The sequence below is a fragment of the Micromonospora sonneratiae genome, from assembly GCF_042679305.1.
GTDB classification, from domain to species: domain Bacteria; phylum Actinomycetota; class Actinomycetes; order Mycobacteriales; family Micromonosporaceae; genus Micromonospora_H; species Micromonospora_H sonneratiae.
This window is the reverse complement of the sequence record NZ_JBHTMP010000001.1, coordinates 65,299-88,107: the sequence shown is the minus strand read 5'-3', so window position 1 is coordinate 88,107 and position 22,809 is coordinate 65,299. Positions and strand designations below refer to the sequence as shown.

13 protein-coding genes and 13 tRNA genes are annotated in these 22,809 nt (G+C 69.7%); 3 read left to right on the top strand and 23 right to left on the bottom strand.

All coding sequences use genetic code 11. The features are described from left to right. Positions 1 to 1,884, bottom strand: a complete 1,884-nt coding sequence (locus tag ACFQ4H_RS00435) for a TOMM precursor leader peptide-binding protein (RefSeq protein WP_377565492.1) — start codon at positions 1,882 to 1,884, stop codon at positions 1 to 3. A gap of 101 nt (positions 1,885 to 1,985) precedes the next feature. Here ACFQ4H_RS00435 and ACFQ4H_RS00430 point away from each other — a divergent pair, with 101 nt between their 5' ends. Next, on the top strand, positions 1,986 to 2,300 hold the full coding sequence (locus ACFQ4H_RS00430; RefSeq protein ID WP_377565489.1) for a hypothetical protein: 315 nt from the start codon (positions 1,986 to 1,988) through the stop codon (positions 2,298 to 2,300). A gap of 66 nt (positions 2,301 to 2,366) precedes the next feature. Here the strand turns inward: ACFQ4H_RS00430 and ACFQ4H_RS00425 are convergent, their stop codons facing one another. After that, positions 2,367 to 2,609 (bottom strand): hypothetical protein, encoded by a 243-nt coding sequence (locus tag ACFQ4H_RS00425; RefSeq protein WP_377565486.1) that lies wholly within the window; start codon positions 2,607 to 2,609, stop codon positions 2,367 to 2,369. A gap of 58 nt (positions 2,610 to 2,667) precedes the next feature. Continuing rightward, complete coding sequence (locus ACFQ4H_RS00420; protein WP_377565482.1) at positions 2,668 to 4,686, bottom strand: TOMM precursor leader peptide-binding protein; 2,019 nt, start codon at positions 4,684 to 4,686, stop codon at positions 2,668 to 2,670. Positions 4,687 to 4,991: 305 nt separating this feature from the next. Here ACFQ4H_RS00420 and ACFQ4H_RS00415 point away from each other — a divergent pair, with 305 nt between their 5' ends. Then, positions 4,992 to 7,952, top strand: a complete 2,961-nt coding sequence (locus tag ACFQ4H_RS00415) for a helix-turn-helix transcriptional regulator (protein WP_377565479.1) — start codon at positions 4,992 to 4,994, stop codon at positions 7,950 to 7,952. A 33-nt stretch (positions 7,953 to 7,985) separates the two neighbouring features. On the opposite strand, the gene ACFQ4H_RS00410 is transcribed toward ACFQ4H_RS00415, so the two are convergent. The 7 genes from ACFQ4H_RS00410 to ACFQ4H_RS00380 all read right to left on the bottom strand — a co-directional run bounded on the left by ACFQ4H_RS00410 (position 7,986) and on the right by ACFQ4H_RS00380 (position 16,964). After that, positions 7,986 to 9,176: a cytochrome P450 gene (locus tag ACFQ4H_RS00410; RefSeq protein WP_377565477.1), complete on the bottom strand. Its 1,191-nt coding sequence runs from the start codon at positions 9,174 to 9,176 to the stop codon at positions 7,986 to 7,988. Positions 9,177 to 9,198: 22 nt separating this feature from the next. After that, the gene (locus tag ACFQ4H_RS00405) at positions 9,199 to 10,440 is read right to left on the bottom strand and encodes a nucleotide disphospho-sugar-binding domain-containing protein (RefSeq protein ID WP_377565474.1); all 1,242 of its coding nucleotides are present in this window, start codon (positions 10,438 to 10,440) and stop codon (positions 9,199 to 9,201) included. 64 nt (positions 10,441 to 10,504) lie between these two features. Then, positions 10,505 to 11,917, bottom strand: a complete 1,413-nt coding sequence (locus ACFQ4H_RS00400) for a glycosyltransferase family 2 protein (protein ID WP_377565471.1) — start codon at positions 11,915 to 11,917, stop codon at positions 10,505 to 10,507. Beyond that, complete coding sequence (locus ACFQ4H_RS00395) at positions 11,914 to 12,909, bottom strand: aminotransferase class I/II-fold pyridoxal phosphate-dependent enzyme (RefSeq protein WP_377565468.1); 996 nt, start codon at positions 12,907 to 12,909, stop codon at positions 11,914 to 11,916. The genes ACFQ4H_RS00400 and ACFQ4H_RS00395 overlap by 4 nt, the downstream gene beginning before the upstream one ends. Before the next feature lie 41 nt (positions 12,910 to 12,950). Next, the gene (locus ACFQ4H_RS00390) at positions 12,951 to 14,237 is read right to left on the bottom strand and encodes an FAD-dependent oxidoreductase (RefSeq protein WP_377565466.1); all 1,287 of its coding nucleotides are present in this window, start codon (positions 14,235 to 14,237) and stop codon (positions 12,951 to 12,953) included. Next, positions 14,234 to 15,904: a prenyltransferase/squalene oxidase repeat-containing protein gene (locus ACFQ4H_RS00385; protein WP_377565464.1), complete on the bottom strand. Its 1,671-nt coding sequence runs from the start codon at positions 15,902 to 15,904 to the stop codon at positions 14,234 to 14,236. Before ACFQ4H_RS00385 ends, ACFQ4H_RS00390 begins: the two co-directional genes overlap by 4 nt. Positions 15,905 to 15,917: 13 nt before the next feature. Next, positions 15,918 to 16,964, bottom strand: a complete 1,047-nt coding sequence (locus ACFQ4H_RS00380; protein WP_377565461.1) for a UbiA family prenyltransferase — start codon at positions 16,962 to 16,964, stop codon at positions 15,918 to 15,920. A 658-nt stretch (positions 16,965 to 17,622) separates the two neighbouring features. Between ACFQ4H_RS00380 and ACFQ4H_RS00375 the strand changes: the two genes are divergently transcribed. Further along, the gene (locus ACFQ4H_RS00375; RefSeq protein WP_377565456.1) at positions 17,623 to 21,615 is read left to right on the top strand and encodes an amino acid adenylation domain-containing protein; all 3,993 of its coding nucleotides are present in this window, start codon (positions 17,623 to 17,625) and stop codon (positions 21,613 to 21,615) included. Between the two features lie 101 nt (positions 21,616 to 21,716). On the opposite strand, the gene ACFQ4H_RS00370 is transcribed toward ACFQ4H_RS00375, so the two are convergent. The 13 genes from ACFQ4H_RS00370 to ACFQ4H_RS00310 form a co-directional block, all read right to left on the bottom strand. After that, positions 21,717 to 21,790, bottom strand: a tRNA-Cys gene (locus ACFQ4H_RS00370). Between the two features lie 6 nt (positions 21,791 to 21,796). Then, positions 21,797 to 21,869: transfer RNA gene (locus ACFQ4H_RS00365), tRNA-Arg, on the bottom strand. A gap of 1 nt (position 21,870) precedes the next feature. After that, positions 21,871 to 21,955 (bottom strand) — tRNA-Tyr (locus ACFQ4H_RS00360). 5 nt (positions 21,956 to 21,960) lie between these two features. After that, positions 21,961 to 22,033 (bottom strand) — tRNA-His (locus ACFQ4H_RS00355). A 22-nt stretch (positions 22,034 to 22,055) separates the two neighbouring features. Continuing rightward, positions 22,056 to 22,126 (bottom strand) — tRNA-Val (locus ACFQ4H_RS00350). Between the two features lie 4 nt (positions 22,127 to 22,130). Then, positions 22,131 to 22,203: transfer RNA gene (locus ACFQ4H_RS00345), tRNA-Asn, on the bottom strand. A gap of 1 nt (position 22,204) precedes the next feature. Next, positions 22,205 to 22,283 (bottom strand) — tRNA-Glu (locus tag ACFQ4H_RS00340). Between the two features lie 13 nt (positions 22,284 to 22,296). Beyond that, a tRNA-Val gene (locus ACFQ4H_RS00335) sits at positions 22,297 to 22,368 on the bottom strand. 1 nt (position 22,369) lies between these two features. After that, positions 22,370 to 22,448: transfer RNA gene (locus tag ACFQ4H_RS00330), tRNA-Met, on the bottom strand. A gap of 2 nt (positions 22,449 to 22,450) precedes the next feature. Beyond that, positions 22,451 to 22,523: transfer RNA gene (locus ACFQ4H_RS00325), tRNA-Lys, on the bottom strand. 45 nt (positions 22,524 to 22,568) lie between these two features. Next, positions 22,569 to 22,640: transfer RNA gene (locus ACFQ4H_RS00320), tRNA-Lys, on the bottom strand. Between the two features lies 1 nt (position 22,641). Next, a tRNA-OTHER gene (locus ACFQ4H_RS00315) sits at positions 22,642 to 22,728 on the bottom strand. 5 nt (positions 22,729 to 22,733) lie between these two features. Beyond that, a tRNA-Pro gene (locus tag ACFQ4H_RS00310) sits at positions 22,734 to 22,808 on the bottom strand. Between the last annotated feature and the right edge of the window lies 1 nt (position 22,809).

Here is a 22,809-nt window from a genome sequence, read left to right as displayed (position 1 = left end):
TCACGGAAAGGGGTGCGGATGCAGGTGTGGTGTCTTGCCGGTACGGCGTAGCCAGCCGGCGAACCGGGGATGGTGCAGTACCCGCTGGCGGGCCCAACCGAAGTCGATCGGGATCAGTCCCGGCGCGATCACGGCCATCGTGTGGACCCCGGACCTGCGCTGCTCGGGGCAGGTCTGGTCCACGGCCAGGACGTCACTGCCGCGCTGCGCCACCGCGTCCACCAGGTAGCGGAGATCCTCGGTGAGGTCGTCACCCGGCCGGTACGCGGCACGCCAGTCGGCGTACAGCTCGTCGATCGGATGGCTGGTCGGATCGTCGAGCAGGAACTGCGCGTGGGGTGCCATCTCCGGCAACCCGTAGAGCAGGGCGTGGTGGCTCAGTTCGCCGACCCGCTCGTAGTCGGTGACCATGCCCCGTACCTCGTCGAGCCGGTTGGCCACGCGCTCGTCGAAGCCGGCGACGTAGGAGGCCGTCTCACACAGGGCGGCCCGGACCGCGTCCTCCGGATCCAGCCCGCTGCCGGCGGCGAAGCACAGCCGACCGAGGCCACCGTCGCGCCGGATGGCCAGCGCCATCACCACCGGTACGGGCAGGTCGGCCCGCAGGTCGAACAGGCGCACGTCGTAGCCGAGCAGGCCGACCCGTTCCCGCATGAAGTGGACCTGGGGATCGCGTACCGACCGGATGTCGATCTCGGGAAGCGGGTGGGCGGAGTACCAGCAGAGCAGGAAGGCGTCCCGTTCGACCAGTTCCAGCAGGCCGTACAGCAGTGCCTCCTCGGGGCAACTGCCGCTGGCACAGCCGTTGGAGCATTCCTGTACGAAGTTGGTCTGACCGGGATTGCGGTCAAGGTAGTAGACGAGTTGTTCCGGTACGAGGCGTGGTCGGTCGTCACGTAGCGAGTAGCCCCAGACCCAGGGCATCCGCAGATCCTCGGTGAACGGCTGGTAGTGGTGCCGTCCGGAGTAGAACCCGGGCCGGTACTCCCCGCAGTCACGCGGGTCGAGGGCGTCCGGGGCGAGGTTGGCGAAGCTGTCGTGGACGGTCACCGCCCGGGAGCGTGGCTGCTGCCCGGCGTACCGTTCCAGGCCCTCCAGGATGCCGTACCGCTCGCTGTCGGAGAAGCTGTCGGCGTGCCCGCTCCACCACATCTCGTGCAGGTCGTACCTGCTGCGGACCCGGAACAGGCCGCTGACCGGGGCGGTCGCGCTGAACTGGTACAGCCGCATCGCCATGCTGCCCAGTGGGCCGCAGGCCGGGTCGACGTAGCCGGTCAACGGGTAGTCGCTGGCCGGCCGTAGCCGGTACCGGTCCGGTGCCGGCTTGGGGCGGGGTTGCAGGGCGAGGGTGGCGGCTTCCCGGCTGTCCGGCTCGGGGGTGGCGCACCGGGGGCAGAGCGAGTCGGCCAGCAGCAGGTGGGGCCGGACCCGGGCACTGTCCAGTCCGACCTCGTACACCAGGGCGGTGTCCGGCGCGGTCGGCGGTTGGACGAGTAGGAACCGGGCCACCTGCCAGAGTCGGTCCAGCGCGGTGGGCAGGGCCGGGATCACCCCGGTGCCGATCGCCTGACCCCGGTGCAGGGCCCGTCGTTCCTCTTCCGGTCGCAGTTCCTGCCAGCGCCGCTCCAGACAGTGCACGCAGGGCCGTCCGGCCGCCCCGACCGGACCGACGATCGCGGTGCGGCCGTAGATGCGTACCGGAAGGGTGAGTGCCGTGGTCGGGTCCCGGTCGTCGGCCGGATCGTCGACCCGGGTGAGGTGGTTGCGCAGCCCGAGGTGGTCGACGTCGACCCGGACCTCGACCGGCAGCGTGCCGACGCGTTCGGTCAGATAACTGGCGACCACCCCGGCGGTGGCCGGTGCCGGTGCCGTGCTGGAACTCATGGTTACCTACTTCCGGGTCGTCGGCGGTGCGAAGGCTGGGAAGGGCCTGCCGGCGTCCGTGTGGTACGCCGGCAGGCTTTCCGGGTCAGCCGCCGCAGCCGGTGCTCGTCGACGAGCTGCAGCAGCTCGACGTCGAGCAGGAGCAGCAACTCGAGCAGGAGCAGCTCGAGCTGCACCAGGCCGCGGCCAACTCCGCGTCGATCGGGGCGACGACGGCGTCGGCCATGGTGGCCAAATCGGTTCCGGTGTCAGCGACGTCGCAGATCTCGAACGTGCTGGTCTCCAGCGCTAGCAGTTCTTCCTTGAGAATTGCCATCCGATCCCTGCCTTCCCGCGGCATCACTGCCGCAGTACCGTTGTCGAACTGGACGGTGGCCAGGCCACCCAGTGGGGGCATACGGGCATGGCTTCCCTGACCGGGGTTGTGGTGCTTCCTACCGTGCGGTTGGTGTGCCGGGCGGCGGCTACCGCCCGTCACACGATCAGCCGCAGCTGGAGGTGCTGGTGCTGGTGCTGCAGCAGCTCGACGTCGAGCAGGAGCAGCAGCTCGAGCAGGAGCAGCTAGAGCTGCACGCCGCAGCGGCGTACTCGCCGTCGGCGATGATGCCGATCTCGGCGTCGACCGGCACGGTCGCCAGGTCCTGCGCCGTGCTGGCGAGGTCGACGATTTCGAAGGTCTCGGCCTCGATCTGGAGCAGGTCGTTCTTCAGCTGTCCAGTAAGCATGTTTTCACCTCCTCTCGGCCCGTATGCCCCCACTGGGTGGTCTCGCCCCGTCACCGGTTCACCGGCTCAGCAGGACCCGGCCGACCAGGTAGCTGTTGGTCTCGGCCAGGTCGTACGGGGTGGTCGCTACGTAGATCGCATCGCCGGTGGCGGCGACCGCGTCGAGCAGGGCTGCCCGGTCCAGCGGGTCGCGCTCGGCCGGGACGCCGTCCCGGGTCGGCTCGATCACCAGGGGTAGCCCGGTGAAGAGCGGGTCGCCGAGATCCGGTGCGCTGCCGTCACCGGCAGCGGTGAACTGGGCGACGCCCAGGAGATTCCGCAGGGCCTGGCCGGCGGCGTCCAACCGGCTCGCGCCGTAGCCGACGTGCCAGCCCGGGGTGTCCGCCAGGGCGGCCAGCACCACCGGAACAGGACCGTCGCCGTCGACCAGCCGGAGTACCACCCGGTGGCCGAGGTGGCCGAGGCAGTCGCGCAGGAAACCCAGTCGTCCGTCCGCACCGAGCCCGGCGGGATCGAGCGCGGCGACCCCGACCTGCCCGCGTACCAGCGCGTCCAGCGCCCGGTAGGCGAGGGCGCTACGCAGACCGGCGGTGGTCACCGCATCGGTGTCCGGACCGACGCCGACACCGGCCGGTGTGCGGTCGTACGCCCGGTCCCGGTTGGCCTGGGTGTACGGGAAGACCGCCGCTGCCGGCACGTACCGGTCCTCGTTCGTCAGCAGGGACGTGCCCCGGATCCAGCCGCTGTCCGGTAGGGAAAGTCCGGCCCAGGTGTCCAGCCGGTCGGGTGCGATCTGCGACCCGGCCGGTGGCTGTTGCCGGACCTCGACGGTGGCCATCCGGTCGGCGTAGAAGCCCAGCGCCGTCCGCAACGTACCCAGGCGTGCCTGTAGCACGGTCTCGATGTCGAAGGCGACGAACTCGCGCCCCCCGTCGACCAGCGCGGTCGGCGGCCCGACCCGCAGACGCGCGGTGGGCAGCGGTGACTGTCGCAGTTCGTCGTCGGTGAACTGACCGAACACCCCGACCGTCGGGTCGACCAGCGTGCTCAGCCTCCGGTAGTGCTCCTCGTCGCTGGCCGTCGCCCGGGCTCCGGCGTCCGGTTCCGCCCCGGCCGGTGTCGGTGCGGTACGGGTGCCGGCACAGACGGGGCAGTGCGGGTGGGGCCGTACCGGCGAGATGCTGGACTCGAGGGTGACGGTGTCCTGTACCAGGACCGCACCTGCGGTGTCCGGGGCGACGACGCCGGTAAGTTGCCGGAACGCGTCGAACGCGGCGGCGTTGCCCATCATCCGGGCGACCACCTCGGTCACCGTGGACGGATCGGTGCCGGTCCGGCCCAGGGCCATGCCCCGCCAGGTGTCCGCCGCCACCTCCACCGGGTCGTTGGCGGTCATCCTCAGCTGGGCACAGAGCCAGCAGGCCGCCGGACCCGGTTCACCCAGCGGGCCGAGGACCGCCCGTCGACCGCGCAGCACCGCGGGCAGGAACCGTACGCCCGCCTGCCGGCAACGCTCGGCCAACGTCCGTACCTGGGCGAGATCGGCGTCGTCCGCGCAGTAGACGACCAGGTCCAGGCCGGCGACGTCGTCGGTGTCGGCGACGACGACCATCGCCGCCAGCGGCTCGGCTGCGGCAGCCAGCGCTGTCCGTTGTGACTCGACCGCTGTCGCCGCGGTCAGCCGGACCGTTGCCAGGCCGTTGTCCAACAGGCCCGTACCGAGTGCATGTAGGGCGTGGCCGGCGCCGACCAGCAGTACCCGCGCGGCACGGAACCGACGGAACCGGGCGACCGGATCGTCCACGAAGTGGCCGAGGAAGGCGATCTGGGTGGCGAACCGTGCGGTGACCGCCGCCGGTAGGGAGGCTTCCCGTTCATGTTGGAAGTCCCGGGCCATGCCCCGGTCCAGTAGCGCCTGCACCAGGTTCGTCACCGCGGTGGCCTGTGGTTGCGGCAGCCCGTCGCAGAGCTCGGCGACGGTGTGCTCACCGGTGAGGTGCGGACTCACGGTCGACATCAACTGGTATGCGGTGCTGCCTCTGAGCACCATCGACGCGTGGGCGCTACGTACGTACACACCTTGATCATTTTCTAGCCAGACCACATCGTCCCGGAGTCGGGGACGAGCCTGAAGCGCGGTCGATGGCGGAGACGTCTGGTTCATGAAATCGGGGCCTCCCAGCAGCCGTACGGTGGGACGGACCGGCGGCAACGGAGACTTTTCCTGGAGCCGGGTGAATCGCACAAGCAGTCGTGGCGCGATTACGTAGTTTTACGGATGCTGTCACCGGCGGCGTGCAGATGGCGTATACGTGTCCATCTGTCAATCAGCCGTTGGAGTAATCTACTTCTGGAACTTTCGATCTACCGCGCGCGGCGCAAATGGGGTTATCTGTCCGGCACCGCCATCCATTCCCTCTCGGAGGTTCGTTGGTGTCGGAGTCATCTCATCCTGCCGTGCGGTCAATTCAGGACACGTCCGGCCCGGGCGGAAATTCACCACTGATTGGTCGTGACGAAGAGTTGGCCCGAATGACGCAGCTGCTCGGGCCGGCCAGCGGCTCGGCCCGGGTGGTGGTCGTCGACGGGGACGCGGGCATCGGCAAGACCCGACTCCTCACCGAGTACGCACACCGGGCGCGTCGACGCAGAACGCGGGTGCTGGCCGGCCGGGCCACCGAGTTCGAGCGGGAGGTCCCGTACGGACTGTTCCTCGACGTGCTGGGTGCTGCCACCGACCCCGGGATCGGGCCATTGGCCACGTTGACCACCTGTGTGGAAATCGCCTCCCGTGGGCCGGTCGACCGCGCCGAGCAGTTCCGGACGCACCGTAGGGTATGCAGCCTGTTGGCGGTGGCGGCTCAGCCCGCCGGTGCGGTGCTGCTCTTTGACGACGTGCACCTGGCCGACGGCGCCTCCATCGATTTGCTGGCGTATATTCTGCGACATCCACCGGTGGGGCCGCTGGTATTTGTGCTTACCGTCCGGTGCGGGCAGTATCCGCAGCGGCTAACCGAGGCGATCGGCCGAGCCGATCCGCCACCGCTGCATTTGTCGCTGTCTCCGCTGTCCACAGCCGATGTGGATTCCTGGCTGGAGGTACATGAGGCCGCCCGGAGTCGGTTGCTGGAGCAGCTTGCCGGCGGGAATCCGCTTTACCTGGAGATTCTCGACAATCTCGACCCGGCGAGTCTGGACGCGCTGGCCGGAGGGGATTTACCGGAGGTGAATCCAGGTTCGATGGTCCGCCGGGCCATCGAAACAGATTTGTGCTGCCTGGAACAGGTCGAGCGGGAGGTACTGCAGGCAGCGGCAGTGCTCGGGCCGAATCTGAGTCTGGACGCGCTCGCCCACGTGGCAGAGCAACCAACACATCGGACAGCTGCTGCTCTTGACGTGCTGGCCGGCCGGGGCCTGCTCAGACAGGTGGACGGGCGGCTGGGGTTCCGGCATCCGCTGGTTCGCATGGCCGCCTACTGGCTGTCCGGTCCGGGCTGGCGGATCCGGGCACACGCCCGAGCAGCGGCTTACCTACAGGGGTGCGGGGTGCTGCCCGTCCAGCTCGCCCATCATCTCGTGCACGGCATCCGGACCGGTGACGTCCCGGGTGCGCGAACCCTGGCCAGGGCGGCCAGCGGGGTGTTGGGCACCGCACCCGCCACCAGCGCACGCTGGCTGCGGGTTGCGCTCGGGGCGCTGCCGGACCGCGTCGACCTCGTCGAACTACGGGCCAAGCTGCGGCTGCGCTACGCCGAGGCGCTGCGGTTGTCCGGTCAGCTCGACGACGCCCGCGCCGTCCTGTCGGAGTTGGCCGACCAGCGATCGACCGACCGGTACGCGGCGATCTGGAAGCTGGCCGGGGTGCAACGCCTCTTCGGCCAGCACGCTCGGGCCCGGGCCCTGCTGACCAGGGAACTCGACGAACTGGATGGCGAGGACCGTGACGGGACCGAACTGGCACTGGAACTGGCGATCAACGAGATGCACGAGGGGATCTGGTCGGCGGCCAGTAGCCACGCCCGGACCGCCGTACGTTCCCCGATAGCGCAGGAACGGGGCATCCTGGCGGCGGCACACACCGTGCTGGCCGCCTGCGCCCTGGCCGGTGGCCCGCTGGCCCAGGCCCGGGAGGAGATCACCACGGCGGCGACCGTCATCGACGAGGCCGAGGAGGGCGACCTGCGCGACGACCTCGGGGTGTTCGCGGTGCTTGCCTGGGTGGAGCACTTCGTGGACCGGCGGGAGGAGGCGTTGCGACATGCCGAACGAGGCCTTCGGATCGCGCGACGGTACGGCCGTACCCACCTGGTGCCGCACCTGCTGACCGCTCGGGCCGTGGTCCAGTCCGGCCGGGGCCGGGTCGGCGAGGCGCTGGATGACGCCGTCGAGGCACAGGAGCTGGCCCGCGCGCAGGAGAACGCGGAGAGCCTGTCGCTGGCCACAGCGGTGGGGCTGATACCGCTGCTTTGGCAGTCGGGGCCGAAGGCGGTGGCCGAGGTGCTGGACCGACTGCGACTCACTGCCGCGCCCCGCTCGACGCTCTACCGGGCGATCGCGGGCACCCACGTCGCGGAGGCGTGCCTGGCGGTCGGCGACGGTGCCGGCGGGTGGTCGGTACTGACCGACATGGCCGGTGGTCCGGAGACCACCATCGGCCCGGCCAGCGCGGTCACCTTCGCGCTCCGGGCGGTGGCCGGTGAGCCGGCCATCGGACCGCCGCGACTCGACCGGGCCCGCACGCTGGCCGGTGACGTCGCCTCCCAGCTCGGGTACGTCGAACTGGCCAGCGCGGGGCTCGCACTTCGGGCCGGTACACCGCCGGACGCGATCGGCCACGCACTGCCGGCGGTCGAGCATTTCACCCGGGCGGGCACCCCGGTCCGCGAAGGACAGGCCCGGTTGCAGTTGGCCGAGGCGTACGCCGCCACCGGTGACACCGCCTCGGCGCGTCAGCAGCTCGGTACGGCCAAGCAGCTGTTCACCCGGTGTGGTGCGGGTTGGCTGGCCCAGCAGGCCGGAATCGCCCAACGTAGACTGGCCGCCCAGCTGCCCCGCTCGACGGGGGCGGGCGTGTTGTCCCGCCGCGAGCGGCAGGTCGCCGAGCTGGTCGCCATCGGCCTGACCAACCAGCAGATCGGCAGCCGGCTGGTGGTCAGTCCACGTACCGTCGAGTGTCACGTCGCTCGGATCATGTCGAAGTTGCGGGTGCCCAACCGGGCTGCGGTCGGCCTGTACCTGGACGGGCCGGACAGCGACCCGGCCGGGCCGTCCCCGGGGGCGGGTACGGGCGGGCAACCACCCCAGCCGGGTCGCTGTCGAAGAGGTTGTGTCGTCGAGGAATAGGAACCTGCCGGGGTGCCGGGTGGCCCGCAGCGGTCACCAGGTCACCGGCAGCGCCTCCAGGCAACGTACGGCCAGCCCGGACTTGAAGCGCAGCTCGGCATCAGGAATCGCGACCCGCAGTCCGGGCAACCGGGTGAGTAGTCCACGCAGCGCCTCCTGCAACTCCAGCCGGGCCAGCTGGGCACCCAAACAGTGGTGGACTCCGGCACCGAACCCCAGGTGCGGGTTGCTCGGGCGGGACAGGTCCAGCCGGTCCGGGTCGGGGAAGACCGCCGGGTCCCGGTTGGCGGCCACGAACGCCGGTAGTACCGCGGCGCCCTTGGGCAGGGTGACGCCGCTGAGTTCCACCTCCTCCGTGGTGATCCGGGGCAGCATCACGCCGGTGTCACCGAGCTGGATGACCCGGATCAGCTCTTCGACCGCCGGGGTGATCCCATCCGGGTCGGCCCGCAGGCGTTCGAGCTGGTCGGGATGGTGCATCAACGTGAGGAGCGACATGTTGATCTGATTGGTGGTGGTCTCGTGACCGCCGATGAGCACACCGACGCAGACCGACACCAGCTCATGCTCGGACAGTTTGTCGTGCTCGTCACGGGCCTGGATGAGCGCGGTGATCAGATCGTCGGCCGGCTCGGCGCGTTTGGCGGCGATCATGCGCGCGAAGCCGTCGAGGGCCGCCTGGGTGCCCTCCGGGTCGCGTTGCCAGTCACCCATCATCGTGTCCGACCAGGCCTTGCAGTGCTGCCGGTCAGCCTCGGGTACGCCGAGCAACTCGCTGATCACCTGGACCGGAAATGGGGTCGAGAAGTGCTCGACGAGGTCGACCGGGCGGGGCAGGGTCGTCATCCGGTCGATCAGCTCGTCGACCAGACCGGCCACCCAGGGGCGTAACTGCTCGACCCGCCGGGGGGTGAAGGCCCGGGCGACCAGCCGGCGCAGTCGGGTGTGCTCCGGCGGGTCCATGCCGATCAGGGACTCGGTCTCCAACGCGCCCAGTTCCTTGGGCGGTGCGTCGTCGCCCCGCGCCGCCGCCCGGCTGAAGCGTGCGTCGGTGAGCACCTGGCGGACGTCGGCGTACCGGGTGACCAGCCACGCCGGCGACCCGTCGGACATCACCACCGGGGTCACCGGGCACCGTTCCCGTAGCTCGGTCAGCTGTGGTGACGGATGGTAGATCGAGGGTGAGGGCGCGACCGGATACGACAGGGGTGCTTGGTCGGTCATGGGGTCCTCCGGAGTAGCCGTGTCAGATGAGCTGGGTCGGTACGCCCGCCGCGTGGGCGGTCTCCGCTAGTTGCCCGAGTACCGGAACCAGGTCGGCCGGGCTGGGCCGGGCCTCGAACCGTCGGCGCATCTCCCGGGCCGAGTCCCGCCACTGGTCGCGCTCCAACAGGTCCACCACCCGGTCCCGGATCACGTCCGGTTCGGCCTCGTCGGCCGCCAGTTGCCGGCCGGCGCCGGTGCGGGCCAGCCGGTCGGCGTTGAAATGCTGATCGCTGACCTGCGGTAACACCAACTGCGGGACACCACAGGCCAGGCCGGTCATGGTCGTGCCGGCACCGCCCTGGTGGACGAGCGCCTGGCAGGTCGGCAGCACCAGGTGCAGCGCCAGTGGGGACCGAGCGACCCGTACGTTCGCCGGCAGGTCGCCGAGCGCCGCGACCTGTGTCGCCGCCAGCGCCACGACCACCTCGATGTCCAGCGCGGCGAGCGCATGCACCACCCTGGGTGCGCCGACCAGGTCGGCCAGGCCGAGGGCCGCCATCATGGTGCCCCAGGTGACGCAGACCCGGGGCCGGGTCGCCGGCTCCCGCAACCAGGCCGGCACCACCGCCGTGCCGTTGTAAGGCACGAACCGCATCGGATGGGTGGGCGCGTCGATCGGCACCTGCATCGGGGCCGGACACGGGTCGAGGGTCAGTGTCCCGGTGAGCCGTACCCGGTCGATGCCGAGCCGCGCCGCCCGTGGCCCGAGGATCAGGTCCTCGTCGAGGTCGAGTTCGATGCTCGAGTCCGGCCCCCACAGCAGCCGTACGTCGGGCACGCCCAGTGCGGCGGCGGCCAGCGAACCGGCCAGGTTGAACGGCTCGTAGACGATCAGATCCGGCTGGAAGTGCCGGCCGTACGCCACCAGGTCGTCGAGCATGGCGTCGGCGAACCGGACCACACCACCGTCCGGGGTCACCACGGGCTCGACGTCGATCCCGGAGTGGGGCCGGGTCGTCTCCGGGCTGGCGGCGTCGCCAGATCGGCTCCCGGCGTCGCCGGATCGGCTGGCGACCCGGCCGACCTGACCGCCGAACACCTCCGCGAAGTCGAGGTCGGCACCGACCGGTACGGCGGGCAGGCCAGCGGTGACGATCGCCTGCACCTGGGCCGGCTGCCCGGCCACCCGTACCTCGTGCCCGGCTGCCCGCAGCGCCCAGCCGAGTGGCACGAGGGGGTAGAAGTGCGAGGGCCAACCCCAGGTGACCATCAGCACCCGCATGGCTGCTCCCAACGGGCCGTCGCCCTGCCCGATCCGCTCGGACCGTCCAGGTGCGACATCGGCATCAGCGTGTCCCCGCGATGGTGAGGATCTCGCAGCCGCCGGCGCTGGTCTGCCCGACCAGGAGATACGGCTCGACAGTGGTACGCAGGAAGGCGAGGTCGCTGACGAACGGCAGGGGCAGCATCGCAGTCGGTGGGATGCCCAGGTCGGTGCAGACGAAGTCCACCCGGCCGGCCAGCCGCATCGCCTCCTCCAGGAATCCGCCGAGGTCCTCGGGGGTGAGGAAGCGCCACAGGTCGACGCTGACCACCCGGCTGAACCGGGCGTCCTCGAACGGGGTCAGCAGGCCGGCCAGGTGCAGGTTGCCCGCACCGGCCGGGGCGTCGTGGTCGAACGTGACCGAGTCCGGCCCGAGGTCGAGCTTGCTGGCGCCGTGCCCGATCAACAGGCAGTTCTTGCCGGCCAGCTCCCGCTGGTAGGCGGTGGGCAGTTGGTCGACCCGACCCAGTCCATGGGCCCGGGAGGCGTCCAACGCGTCCTCGAACCAGGCGATCCGTCGTACCGCATTGGACCAGAGCCCAGGGAAACCGAAGAACTCGATGTCGTAACGGGGATGCTTGCGGGCGATGTGCTTGACGTTCTCGGCGAGCTGGGCCATCAGCACCCGCCAGGACCGGAAGTGCGGCAGATCGTAGGTGATCGCGTCGTCACCGATCGCGAACAGGTCGGGGTCCCGACCATGGTGGTGGAACAGCCGGTAGAACAGCTCGTTGTCCTCGCCACCCCAGGTGACCAGGTTCTCGTCGAAGCCACCGACCGCCAACAGGGTGGCCCGGTCGACCGAGGCGTTGTTGGTGTGCGCGTACACCCACGGGGCGCGGGCGAAGTCGCGACGACGATGCGGGGAGGCGAACAGGTAGTCCCGTACGTCCTCACGGTAGTCGCCGAGCATGGGCGGCTCCGGATTCCGGCCCTGTTTCAGTGCGTCGATGGCTGCCCAGTCGACGACGATGCTGCGGCCCAACAGGACACCGGGGCGTAGCCCACGGGCGGCGTGGAACTCCCAGTGCCGGCGCAGCAGATCCGGATGCGCGCAGTGGTCCGCGTCGAGGAGGAGCACCACGTCGCCCCGGGCTTCGGCGATGGCCCGGTTGCGGGCGACCGACCGGCCCCGGTTCGGACTGTGCCGAAGGTAGGTCAGCGGCAGGGTTCCGGTGAACGGGGCGACCACCGGCTCGAGCGACGGCTCGGAGCCGTCGTCCACGAGGATCACCTCGAACTCGTCGCGTGGCATGCTCTGCCGGGTGAGGGCGTCGAGCGCCATCGCCAGCAGGTGCCCGTTGTTGAACACCGGGATCGTCACGCTCAGCCGGGGCCGGCCACCCGGCTGCCCGTCCGTCCGAACGTTGGCGTCGGTCGGAACGTTGGCGTCGGTCGGAACGTTGGCGTCGGTCGGAATGTTGGCGTCGGTCACGACACCACCGCCGACAGGCCGGTCGAGACGAAGTTACTCGCCACGGCACACAGCCGTTCGTTCGCCCCGGTGTCCCCGACGGTTACCCGTACGCCCAGTCCGGGATATCCACGGACGAGGATGCCCGCCCGTCGGCACCGTTCGGTGAACGGCTCCGCGTCCGTGCCGAGGGGAAGCCAGACGAAGTTCGCCTCGCTGGGCGCCACCGGCAGGCCCAGTCCGAGCAGCCGTTCGGTCAGCTGCTGCCGGTACCTGGCCAGCTCGGCGCAGCGGGTCGCCAGTTCGGCCTCGGCGACCGTGTCGAGTGAGGCGACCGCCGCCGCCTGGCCGAAGCTGTTGGGGAAGAAGACCCCACCGAGCATCCGGGTTGCGGTGGCGACGCCCGGCGGTGCCACCGCGTATCCGACCCGCAGCGCCGCCAGCCCGTACGCCTTGGAGAAGGTACGCAGCACGCAGACGTTCTCCCGCCCCTTCGCATGCTGCACCATGTCCGGCACGTCCGGGTCGGTGACGAACTCCCGGTAGGCCTCGTCGACGATCACCATTACCTCCGGTGGCAGCCGGTCCAGGAACTCGTCGATCTCGGCTCGGTGCAGCACCGCGCCGGTCGGATTGTTGGGATTGCACAACAGCACACAACGCGTGTCGGGGGTCACCGCGGCAGCCATTGCTGCCAGGTCGTGGCGGTAGCCGGCCAGCGGCACCGGCACCGGACGTGCCCCGGCGTTCGCGATGAGCAGGGGGTACGCCTCGAACGACAGCGCGGCGTGTACGACCTCCCCGCGCTGCGGACCGAGCGCCTGGATGAGGTGCTGGCACAGCCCGGCCGAACCCGGCCCGACCACGATCTGTGCCTGCGGCACCTCCAGCCGGGCGGACAGCGCCGCCAGCAGCGCACCGGTGGCGTGGTCGGGATACCGGTTGATCCGACCCGCCCCGTCCTCGACGATCCGCCGTACGTTCGGCAGCGGAGGATAGGGTGTCTCGTTCATCGAAAGGTCACTGACGCGATCCACCGCGTCGGGGGCCGGACTCACTTGGGTTCACCGCCGTTTCTCGCCGGATGGGAAGGGGTCGCGTTCGCACGCCGGTCGGTCAGCAGACCGAGCTGATAGAGCCGGTCGACAGCGCTGAGCGGGTGCAGGTCGACCCCGGACAGGTTGCCGGCGGTCAGCCGCAGCAGGCGCTGGTTCGCGGCCGTGTGCCGCATCATCCGACGCCCGAGCATCCGGGCCGGGCCCGTGGTCGTGGTCAGCATCCGTGCCGCGTTGTGGCTGACCGTCGCGGTGTGGTCGAGCCGGCGCAGCCGGATCCGCTGGTAGTCCCGGAGTGCCCGGTCCAGCGTGGTGGGACCGGTGTCGTCGAGCGCCCCGATCAGGGTGCCCAGGGCCTGTGCGTCGGCCAGCGAACTGTTGATGCCCTGGGCGGCCATCGGATGGACCGCGTGCGCGGCCTCGCCGACCAGGGCCAGCCCGGGGGCGGACAGCTGCGGCGTACGCAACCGGCAGATCGTCAACGTCTGGCGTCGGGACAGGCTGGCCCGTAGCGGTCCGGCCAGCGGACCGAGAGCGGGCATCTCGCTCAGCAACCGGTCGCACCAGCCGGTCAGGTCCGCCATCGTGCCGTCCCGCAGCTCCTCCGGTCGCACCTGTACGTAGAGCCGACTGCGGCCACCGGGCAGCGGGTACACCAACCGGAGACCCCGGTCGGTGAGGTAGGCGCAGACCTCGGCGTCGGCCGGCGCAGCGGGTACCTCGAAGGCGAGTAGCCGGTGCTCGTACTGCTGCCGACGCATCGGGATGCCGGCCGCCTTGCGTAGCCGGGAGGACATTCCGTCGGCGGCGATCACCAACCGGGCCCGGATGTCCCGTTGTCGGCCGGCCTCGACCACCCGTACGCCGTTGATCCGGCCCTGCTCGTCACGTAGTGCGCCTTCGACCAGCGCCGGCCGGCGTACCTCCACGGTCGGTGCCAGCCCGTCGGCCAGGGCACGCAGCAGGTTCGGATACTCGGTGCACAGGATCTGGTGGTACTCGCCGGGCAGGTCGGTGTAGTCCAGGGGGAGCAGCATCGTCCCGGCCGGATCCCGGATGGCCAGTCGGTCCACGGCGACGGCACCACCGGCCCGCAGCGCGGGCAGGGCCGACCATTCGTCGAGGATGCGTACCGACTCGGGTTGGAGCAGTTCGCCCTTGGCCACCTCGGCCGGGGCCGCCCGGCGGTCCAGCACCAGTACGGCCAGCCCGAGCCGGCCGAGCGCCTGGGCAGCCGCCAGACCACCGGCGCCGGCCCCACACACCACCACGTCGACGCCGGTCACACGTTACCCCGGACGCGGATACGGTAGGCGGACAGCGCCCGTAGCGCGAGCCCACGGGTGATCGCCCCGTTCGGATAGTGCATGTGCTGCCGGATGTAGGCGCACACCCGGGCGGCCGGCCACGCACCGTCGGGCTGCTGGGTGTCCAGCAGCCAGCCGACGCCGCGTTGGATCGGTTCGTCGGCGGCGGTGGAGCCCGAGGCCAGCAAGGCGTGGACCGTCCACGCGGTCTCCTCGACCGAGCCGGCCGGAGAGTTGCCGGATCCCCAGGATCCGTCGTCGAGCTGCGTACGCAACAGCCAGTCGCGGGCCCGTACGCTGACCGGATGGGCACCGTGGCCGGCGTGGGCGAGGGCGTCGAGGACCATGGCGGTGCCCGAGGTGAAGTCCCGGTACCACAGGTTCTCGAACGTCCCGTCCGGGCGTTGCCGGGTGAGCAGCCACCGGGCGGCGGCTGCGACCGGTGCGCTGTCCGGGCCGTGCCCGGCGTCGCGTAGTGCCACGATTCCCTGGCTGGTGATGCCGGGACAGGGACCGTCGTTGGCGAGTTTGGTGTCGCGGACCCACAGACTCCACGACCCCCGCTGGTCCTGCCGGTCGAGCAGCCATTCCACCCCTCGCCGCAGGGCCGGGTCGTTGCCGTGATCGGGAAAGCCGGTGAGCGCGGCCACGATCTCGGCTGATTCGAGGGTGACCGGCCAGCCCCGGGCACAGCAGTAGCTCCAGCCACCGGCGGGGACACCGAGCACCGTGAACGGTTGCTGCTGTTGGCAGCGGTGGAAGAGTTCCCGGGTACGGGCGAGGCGCGGATCGTTGCCGTAGCCGGCGGCGATCAGGCCGGTGGCGGCGAACGCGGATCGGGTCAGGTCGAGGTTGGTGACCGCGTCCCAGGAGCCGTCCGGGCGTACCGACCGCCGCAGGAAGCCGACGATCGACGAGACCAGATGGGGGGCCAGGTCCGCGTGGGACAGGCCGAGGCAGACCAGGGCCGCCGGCCAGGGGTCCTCGCTGAAGTCCCCGGTGTGTCCCTCGTGTTCGTCGATCGCCTCGAGCAGTCGCAGTGCTGCCGGCTGGGCGCGACGGAGGCTGGCCCGCCGTAGTGGACCGGCCGGCAGCGTGCGGGTCTGCATCAGGGCCAACGCGACGAACGGTGCGGTACGGAAGGAGATCCGTCGGCGTCGCAGGTCGTCGAACCGTACGATCTCCAGCGGCAGCCGGCGCAGCCGTCCCGCCTCGGGTAGTCCGGCCAGCGAGAGGAACTGCCGGCAGAGATGGTTGACCGCGAGGTCGGTTACCGCAGCGACTCCACCGAACGCGGCCAGCGCTCGTCGGCCGGCCCGTACCGCCTCGGCGCTGTCGGTGGCCGAGGTGATCCGTAGGGCGGCGGTGGCGAACGCGGTGGCGACCGACTCACTGTCGGCGCCGACGACCCCGCCCCAGCCGCCATCGGCTCGTTGGTGCGCCCGCAGCCAGGCGGCGCCCTGGCCGACCAGGGTCGAGGAGCCCGCCGGATCGGCCCGGTGCAGGGCGGTGATCGCGCCGGCCGTGCCGAGGATCGAACCCGGTGGGTCGTCGACGAACGCCCCGTCCGGCCGCTGGTGTCGGAGCAGTTCCTCGGCACCAGCCTCGATGGCCCGACTGACCCGGTCGATGAGTAAGGACGGCATTGCGGTTTCCCTCTCAGTCGGGAGTGGACGGTTGGTGCGGTGACCGGCGGACAGCGGCCTCCTCGGTCGGCACCCGGGTCCCCCCGGTCGATGCCGGACCGAATTCGTAGCCGGCCCGCAGGTTGGACTGCGTCCACCAGGTCATGGCCAACGCCGGTGCCAGCAGCAGCCCGGCCAAGGTCATGCCCAGTCCCAGGCCGACCACCGTGGCGGCCAGCCAGACCCGTTCCAACACGAGCAACTCGTGTGCCCGAAGCGCGGTACGCATCGACAGTCGGTGCTGCTGTGCCAGCAGGCTCCGGAAGGCGGCCAGGCCCAGTGCGACGGCTGGGACCAGTGCGACCAGGTACGCCGTCCGGGCCGGCTGGTGTTCGACGGTCCAGCCCCCGAGGGTGGCCGCCAGTAGTGCGACGCAGTACCACGCCAGCGCGGTGAGGACGGCGACCCGGATGCCGTGTCGTACCGGCACGGTCCGGTAGCCACCCGCCCGGTCACCGGTCACGTCCCGCAGGGTTCCGACCAGGTTGGACGAGATGTCATGGGCCCAGAACGTCAACACGAAGGGCACCAGCGTCCACTGTGCCGGTGCGGCGACCATCGCCGCTCCGTACAGCAGGGTCAGTGTGCCCAGTGCCCCCCGGACGACGTTGCCGGCCAGCCCACGGGCCTTGAGCCCACGGCCGTAGGCGACGATCGAGGCGGCGGCCAGCACGGCGATCAGCACGGCGTACCAGGAGCCGGCGATGGACAACCCACCCACCCCGGCCAGGCAGACGATTCCGCAGATCAGTGCGGCCCGGGGCGAGAGCTGCCCGGACGGGATGGGTCGGTGTGGCTTGCTGATCGCGTCCAGGTTCCGGTCGAAGTAGTCGCTCAGGTAGTGGCCGCCGATCCAACCGATCGTCGGGGTGGCCCAGGCAGCGACCAGTCGCCACCAGTCGTGCCGACCGGCGGTGACGCCGGCCCCGGCCAGGCCGACCAGACCGATGTACCAGAGGGTGTACGGCCGCCACGTCCGCAGGTGCGCGTGCAGGACGTGTCGGCGGAGGGGCGGCACCATCACCGGCTCGGTGACACGTGGGTGCCACCTGACGGCCAAATTGTTGTCGCAGAGGTTTCCGATTCAATGGGACGGTAAAGGTTTGTATTGCTGTGGGACAGGCGAGCCGAATTGCTTTGTGTCAAGGTTTTCGTGAGGTCCTGATTATCTGACCCGATAATGACGGCCACCTGTTACCGCCCTTGCCTGAAGAATTGTTTAGGCGTTGGCCCGTTTTTCGAATGCCAAGGATGTTACCAGCGTGGCCATGCGAGGTAAAGATGACATTTGGCGGGGTTGATCTTCTGCTTTCTGGTCGGGTCATTCCTATCTTGGCTGTTTCCGGCAACTGGTGCCCAGCATTGTGAGTCATGTCGAAAGGTGTCAGTCGCTGGAAAGTTGGCACATCCATCGTCGGTGGCCAATTAACGCAATCTGCGCATATGTGAACGAACTCGGTCAGTTCGGTCTCGCTGGGCAAGCGTTCACGTACCTGCTGTGGTGGTGAGGCTGGCGCGAATGTCATGACAGGCGCGTGTACGGTGGCCGGCTGATCCGTCCCGTCGGTGACGTCGCCGCCGGTCGGGGTTGACGCGGACTTCTCGAATGGACAGGATCCCCGTGTACCCGTTCGGGCATTCGGGGAATTGGGGTGTCCGCGAGCGCGAGGTGGATTATCGTGTCTGACTCTCGTTGGCCCCTGTCGACCGCCCAGTCCAGTATCTGGTTCGGTCAACGGTTGGATGCGGCGAATCCGGCCTACAACATTGGCGGCTACACCGAAATCCACGGGCCGATCGTATTGCCGCTGCTACAAAGCGCGGCGGGCCGGGCAGTCATGGAATCGGAGGCCGCTCGACTGGTTTTCGGCGAGGAGGGTGGCGATCCCTGGCAGTCGATCGGCCGGCAGGTCGACCTGCCGGTAGCCGTGATCGACATGAGTGGTGAGTCCGACCCGGTCGCGGCGGCACGATCCTGGATGGCCGACGATCTCGCCCGCCCGGTCAGCCTCATCGATGACCCACTGTTGCAGGTCGCCCTGTTGCGAATCGCCGAGGATCTGCACTTCTACTATCTGCGCTTCCACCACCTGATTCTGGACGCGTACGCGTTCTCCCTCTTCACCGCGCGCACCACGCAGATCTACGCGGCGGCCCTCACCGGCGCTGCCTGTCCACCGACCGTCCTCGGGTCGCTGCCCCAGGTCTGGGCGGAGGAAGCGGCGTATCGCGCGTCGGAGAGGTTCGCGGCGGACCGGGAGTTCTGGCTGGCCAGGTTCGCCGACCGGCCGCAACCGGTAGGCCTGTCGGGCCGACAGGCGCCGGCGTCGCACCGCGTGCTACGCCGACGGGTGGACCTTCCTGCGGCCAGCATCGAACGGTTGCGTGCGGCGCTGCCCCCCGGGACCTGGTCCAATGCGGTCGTCGCTGCGGTGGCCGTCTACGTGCACCGGCTTACCGGGGCATCGGATGTGATCCTCGGGTTCCCCGTGACCGGGCGCTGGGGCAGACTGGCCAAACGTACGCCGGGCATGATGATGACCATCCTCCCGTTGCGTCTACCGGTAGCGCCCACGATGACCTTTGCGGAGATCACCGAGCAGACCGGTAGCGAAGTCCGCCAACTGCTGCGGCACCAGCGTTACCGGTTGGAGGATCTACGGGTCGACCTCAAGGCGACCGGCACCGGACATCGGCTGTACGGACCGTCGGTGAACCTCATGCCCTTCGATTACCAACAGCCGATGGCGGGCCTACCGACCGTGGCGCACGTTCTCGAATCCGGGCCGGTCGACGACCTTTCGATCGACGTCTACGGCGATCTGACCAGTGGCCAGGTACGGATCGACTTCACCGCCAATCCCGAACTCTATGACCTCGCCGGGATCGCCACGCACCAGGATCGATTCATTCGACTACTGGAGACGCTGTGCGCCCTGCCGGACAGCAGGATCGATGCGGTGGAGCTGCTCGACCCCACCGAACGGGAACAGATTTTCGTACGTTGGAACGACACCACGCACCCGGTGCCCCGTACGGTGCTCCCGGAACTGTTGGCGGCACAGGTACGGCGTTCGCCCGACGCGTCGGCGGTCACGTCCGGGGAGGTGACGTTGACCTACGCCGAGCTGAATGCCCGGGCCAACCGGTTGGCGTACGAGTTGATCGACCGGGGCACCGGACCGGGCGATGTCGTGGCGGTCGCGGTGCCCCGGTCGATCGAGCTGGTGGTGGCACTGCTGGCGACCCTCAAGTCCGGTGCCGCCTACCTGCCGTTGGACTTCGCTCAACCAGCCGACCGGCAGACCTTCCTGCTCGACGACGCCCGTCCGAAGCAGATCCTGACCACCCGGGCCGCCATGGTCGAGCTGCCCGGAGTCGGGCCGCAGCCGATCGTGTTGGACCTGGCCACTACCGAGCAGGCGCTGGCAGCACAACCGACGAGCGACCCGGACGACGATGACCGGTGTCGACCGCTCGCTCCGGAACACCCGGTGTACGTCCTGTACACGTCCGGCTCCACCGGACGACCCAAGGGCGTCGTGGTCCCGCACCAGGCGGTGGTCAACCATCTGCTGTGGATGCAGGACCGGTTCCAACTCACCCCGGCGGACCGGGTTCTGATCAAGACACCGGCCAGTTTCGACGTATCCGTGTGGGAGTTCTTCTGGCCGTTGCTGGTCGGTGCCGGCACGGTGCTGGCCCGGCCGGACGGACACCGGGATCCGCGCTACCTCGCCGACCTGATCCGCGACGGGGCGGTCACCACCGCCGGCTTCGTTCCGTCGATGCTGCGTGAGTTCCTCGAGGAGCCCGGGGCCGCGAGCTGCCCGACGCTGCGCCGGACCCTGTGTATCGGGGAGATGCTGCCCGCCGAGTTGGCGGCGCGGTACGCGGAGGTTGTCGGACCTGGCCTGCACAACCTGTACGGCCCGACCGAAGCGGCGGTCGCGGTGACCGCCTGGGCCGGCGATGAGCCCGGCGATCCGGCCGGTGGCGTGCCGATCGGCAGGCCGGCCTGGAACACCAGGGCCTATCTGCTCGACCAGGCGCTCCAACCGGTGCCGGTCGGGGCGGTCGGCGAGCTGTACCTTGCCGGTACGCAGTTGGCCCACGGCTATCTGAACCGGCCCGGGCTCACCGCGCGACAGTTCCTTCCCGACCCGTACGGCCCCGCCGGCAGCCGGATGTACCGCACCGGTGACCGGATGCGTCAGCTGCCCGACGGGCAGTTCGTGTTCGTCGGCCGGACCGACGACCAGGTGAAGATCCGGGGCAACCGGATCGAACTCGGCGAGATCGAATCGGCGCTGACCGGGCATCCCGAGGTGGCCCAGGCCGCCGTGGTCGTCCGGGCGGACCAGGGCCACCAACAGCGGATCGTCGGCTACCTCGCGCCCGAGGCCGGCGGGCCGGAGCCGGACCCGAACGCCGTACGGGCGTACCTGGCCACCCGGCTGCCCGCCTACATGGTGCCGGCGGCACTCGTGGTGTTACCGGCACTGCCGTTGACGCCGAACGGCAAGGTCAACCGTGGCGAGTTGCCGGCCGTCGCCGTCACCACGACGGTGTCCGGGCGGGCACCACGTACCCGCCACGAGGTGGTGCTGTGTGGGCTCTTCGCCGAGGTGCTGGACCTGCCGCTGGTCGGCGTGGACGACAGCTTCTTCGACCTGGGTGGGCACTCGTTGCATGCGGCCCGCCTGGCCAGCCGGATCCGCACCGTGTTCGCGGTCGAGTTGGACCTTCGAGCAGTCTTCGAGTGGCCGACCGTGGCCGGACTCGCCAGCCGACTGACCGGCTGCGACATCATCCCGGGTGGCTCCGGGACCGGCCCGGTCACACCCGCCCGGGTCGACCGGCAGAGCGGTCCGGGCGCGTTGGACGGGGTACTGCCGCTGCGTAGCGGGGGTGCCGGTGTCCCGCTGTTCTGCCTGCCGCCGGTGACCGGACTCAGCTGGTGCTATTCGGTACTGCTGCGGCACATCGACGCCGACCATCCCGTCTACGGGCTGCAGTCACCCGGTCTGACCTGCCCGGAACCGCTGCCCGCAACCGTGGCGGAGATGGCCGCCGGCTATGCCGACCGGATCATCGCGCTACACCCCGGCGGGCCGTACCACCTGCTCGGCTGGTCACTGGGCGGGATTATCGCCTACGCCACCGCCACCGAGCTGGAACGCCGGGGCGCGGAGGTGGAGCTGCTGGCACTGCTCGACGCGTACCCGAGCGACCCGGAACTGCACACCGAGGAGCACCGACGGGTCCTGCTCGACGTCGTACTCTCCGATTTCGGGTACGACCCGAAGCTGCTCGACGGTGAATCACTGGACGACGAGCGGGTGGTGCAGATCATCCGCCGGGCGGGTGGGGCACTGACCGACTGGAGCGAGGAACGGGTTACCGCCCTGCTGAAGGTGACCGCGAACAACCTGTCGGCCGGCCGCCGCTACCGCCCCGAACCCTTCGGCGGCGACCTGCTGTTCTTCTCGGCGACCTTGAGTCAGCCGGTCAACCTTCAGACCGTCGAGACGTGGCGGCCACACGTCCGCGGGCATATCGAGGAGTGCGAGATCGCCTGCCGGCATGAGCACATGATGCGTCCCGGCGTCGTCGCGCAGGTCGGGCCGATCCTGGCCAGCCGGCGGCGGAAGGCCCGATCCCGGGGCTGAGCCGTTCTGCCGAGCCTGACCAAGGCATGCCGAAGCCGGAGCGGGCCACCGCCGCAGCCCGGAGCCTGACGTCCGGGCGTTCCACAGAGGATGGCAGACGTTGGGGGCCGTACGGGGAATCGAACCCCGGTACGCGGTTTTGCAGACCGCTCCCTGACCACTCGGGCATACGACCGTGACGTGTCCCCGGCTGGACTCGAACCAGCGACCCCCAGGTTCGGAACCTGGTGCGCTATCCGCTGCGCTACGAGGACATGGTGCGGGTGGAGGGATTCGAACCCCCTCAGCGCGTGCGGCCGGGTTACCGCCGGCCCCGACTCTCCGACGTCGGCGCACCCGCACGAGGGTGACTGGCGGGACTCGAACCCGCGACCTTCCGGGCCACGACCGGACGCTCTGACCGCTGAGCTACAGCCACAACTACGGCCCATGAGGGCCAGTGCCCGTACCAGGGATCGAACCTGGGCACCCGGTGTGTAAGACCGGCGCTCTACCGCTGAGCTACACGGGCATTGCTCCGGTGGCAGGATTCGAACCTGCGCCGTGGCGGTTAACAGCCGCTTGCCCTACCAACTGGGCGACACCGGAATGGCAGCGCGGACGGGACTCGAACCCGCAACGTGTCCTGCTTGAAAGGCAGGTGACTCTTCCTGTTCGTCCACCGCGCCAAGGTGATCTACGTGCCCCGGGCTGGTGTCGAACCAGCCGCCCCCGCCTTGTCGAGACGGTGCTCTCCCGCTGAGCTACCGGGGCTTGGTGGCGGGAGCGGGATTCGAACCCGCGATTTCCGGGTTATGAGCCCGGCGAGGACGACCGAACTCCTCCACCCCGCAAGTACGCCGTGACCGATTCGAACGGTCGCCCCGCCGATTAAGAGTCGGCTGCTCTGACCCCTGAGCTAACGGCGCGTGGTGCGGCATCCAGAAATCGAACCTGGCGTACATGCCGCGAAGTGCCCCCGGGGAATTCCGACATCCCGACCCGCTGGTTAAAAGTCGGCTGCTCTTCCTCTGAGCTACGGGGGCTTGGCGGAAGGTAGACGAGTCGAACGCCAGGGCGTTACCCCTCCTCCGGTTTTCAAGACCGGCTGGCCCCCATGGGCCGGTACCTTCCACAAGTCGGGTTGACAGGATTCGAACCTGCGACTTCGCGGCCCCAAACCGCGCACTCTGACCAAGCTGAGTTACAACCCGC

Bases quoted from the DNA above. Each gene is read 5' to 3' on its own strand.
- ACFQ4H_RS00435 (WP_377565492.1), bottom strand. From the start codon at position 1,884: ATGAGTTCCAGCACGGCACCGGCACCGGCCACCGCCGGGGTGGTCGCC.
- ACFQ4H_RS00425 (WP_377565486.1), bottom strand. From the start codon at position 2,609: ATGCTTACTGGACAGCTGAAGAACGACCTGCTCCAGATCGAGGCCGAG.
- ACFQ4H_RS00415 (WP_377565479.1), top strand. From the start codon at position 4,992: ATGGGGTTATCTGTCCGGCACCGCCATCCATTCCCTCTCGGAGGTTCG.
- ACFQ4H_RS00410 (WP_377565477.1), bottom strand. From the start codon at position 9,176: ATGACCGACCAAGCACCCCTGTCGTATCCGGTCGCGCCCTCACCCTCG.
- ACFQ4H_RS00405 (WP_377565474.1), bottom strand. From the start codon at position 10,440: ATGCGGGTGCTGATGGTCACCTGGGGTTGGCCCTCGCACTTCTACCCC.
- ACFQ4H_RS00395 (WP_377565468.1), bottom strand. From the start codon at position 12,909: ATGAACGAGACACCCTATCCTCCGCTGCCGAACGTACGGCGGATCGTC.
- ACFQ4H_RS00385 (WP_377565464.1), bottom strand. From the start codon at position 15,904: ATGCCGTCCTTACTCATCGACCGGGTCAGTCGGGCCATCGAGGCTGGT.
- ACFQ4H_RS00380 (WP_377565461.1), bottom strand. From the start codon at position 16,964: ATGGTGCCGCCCCTCCGCCGACACGTCCTGCACGCGCACCTGCGGACG.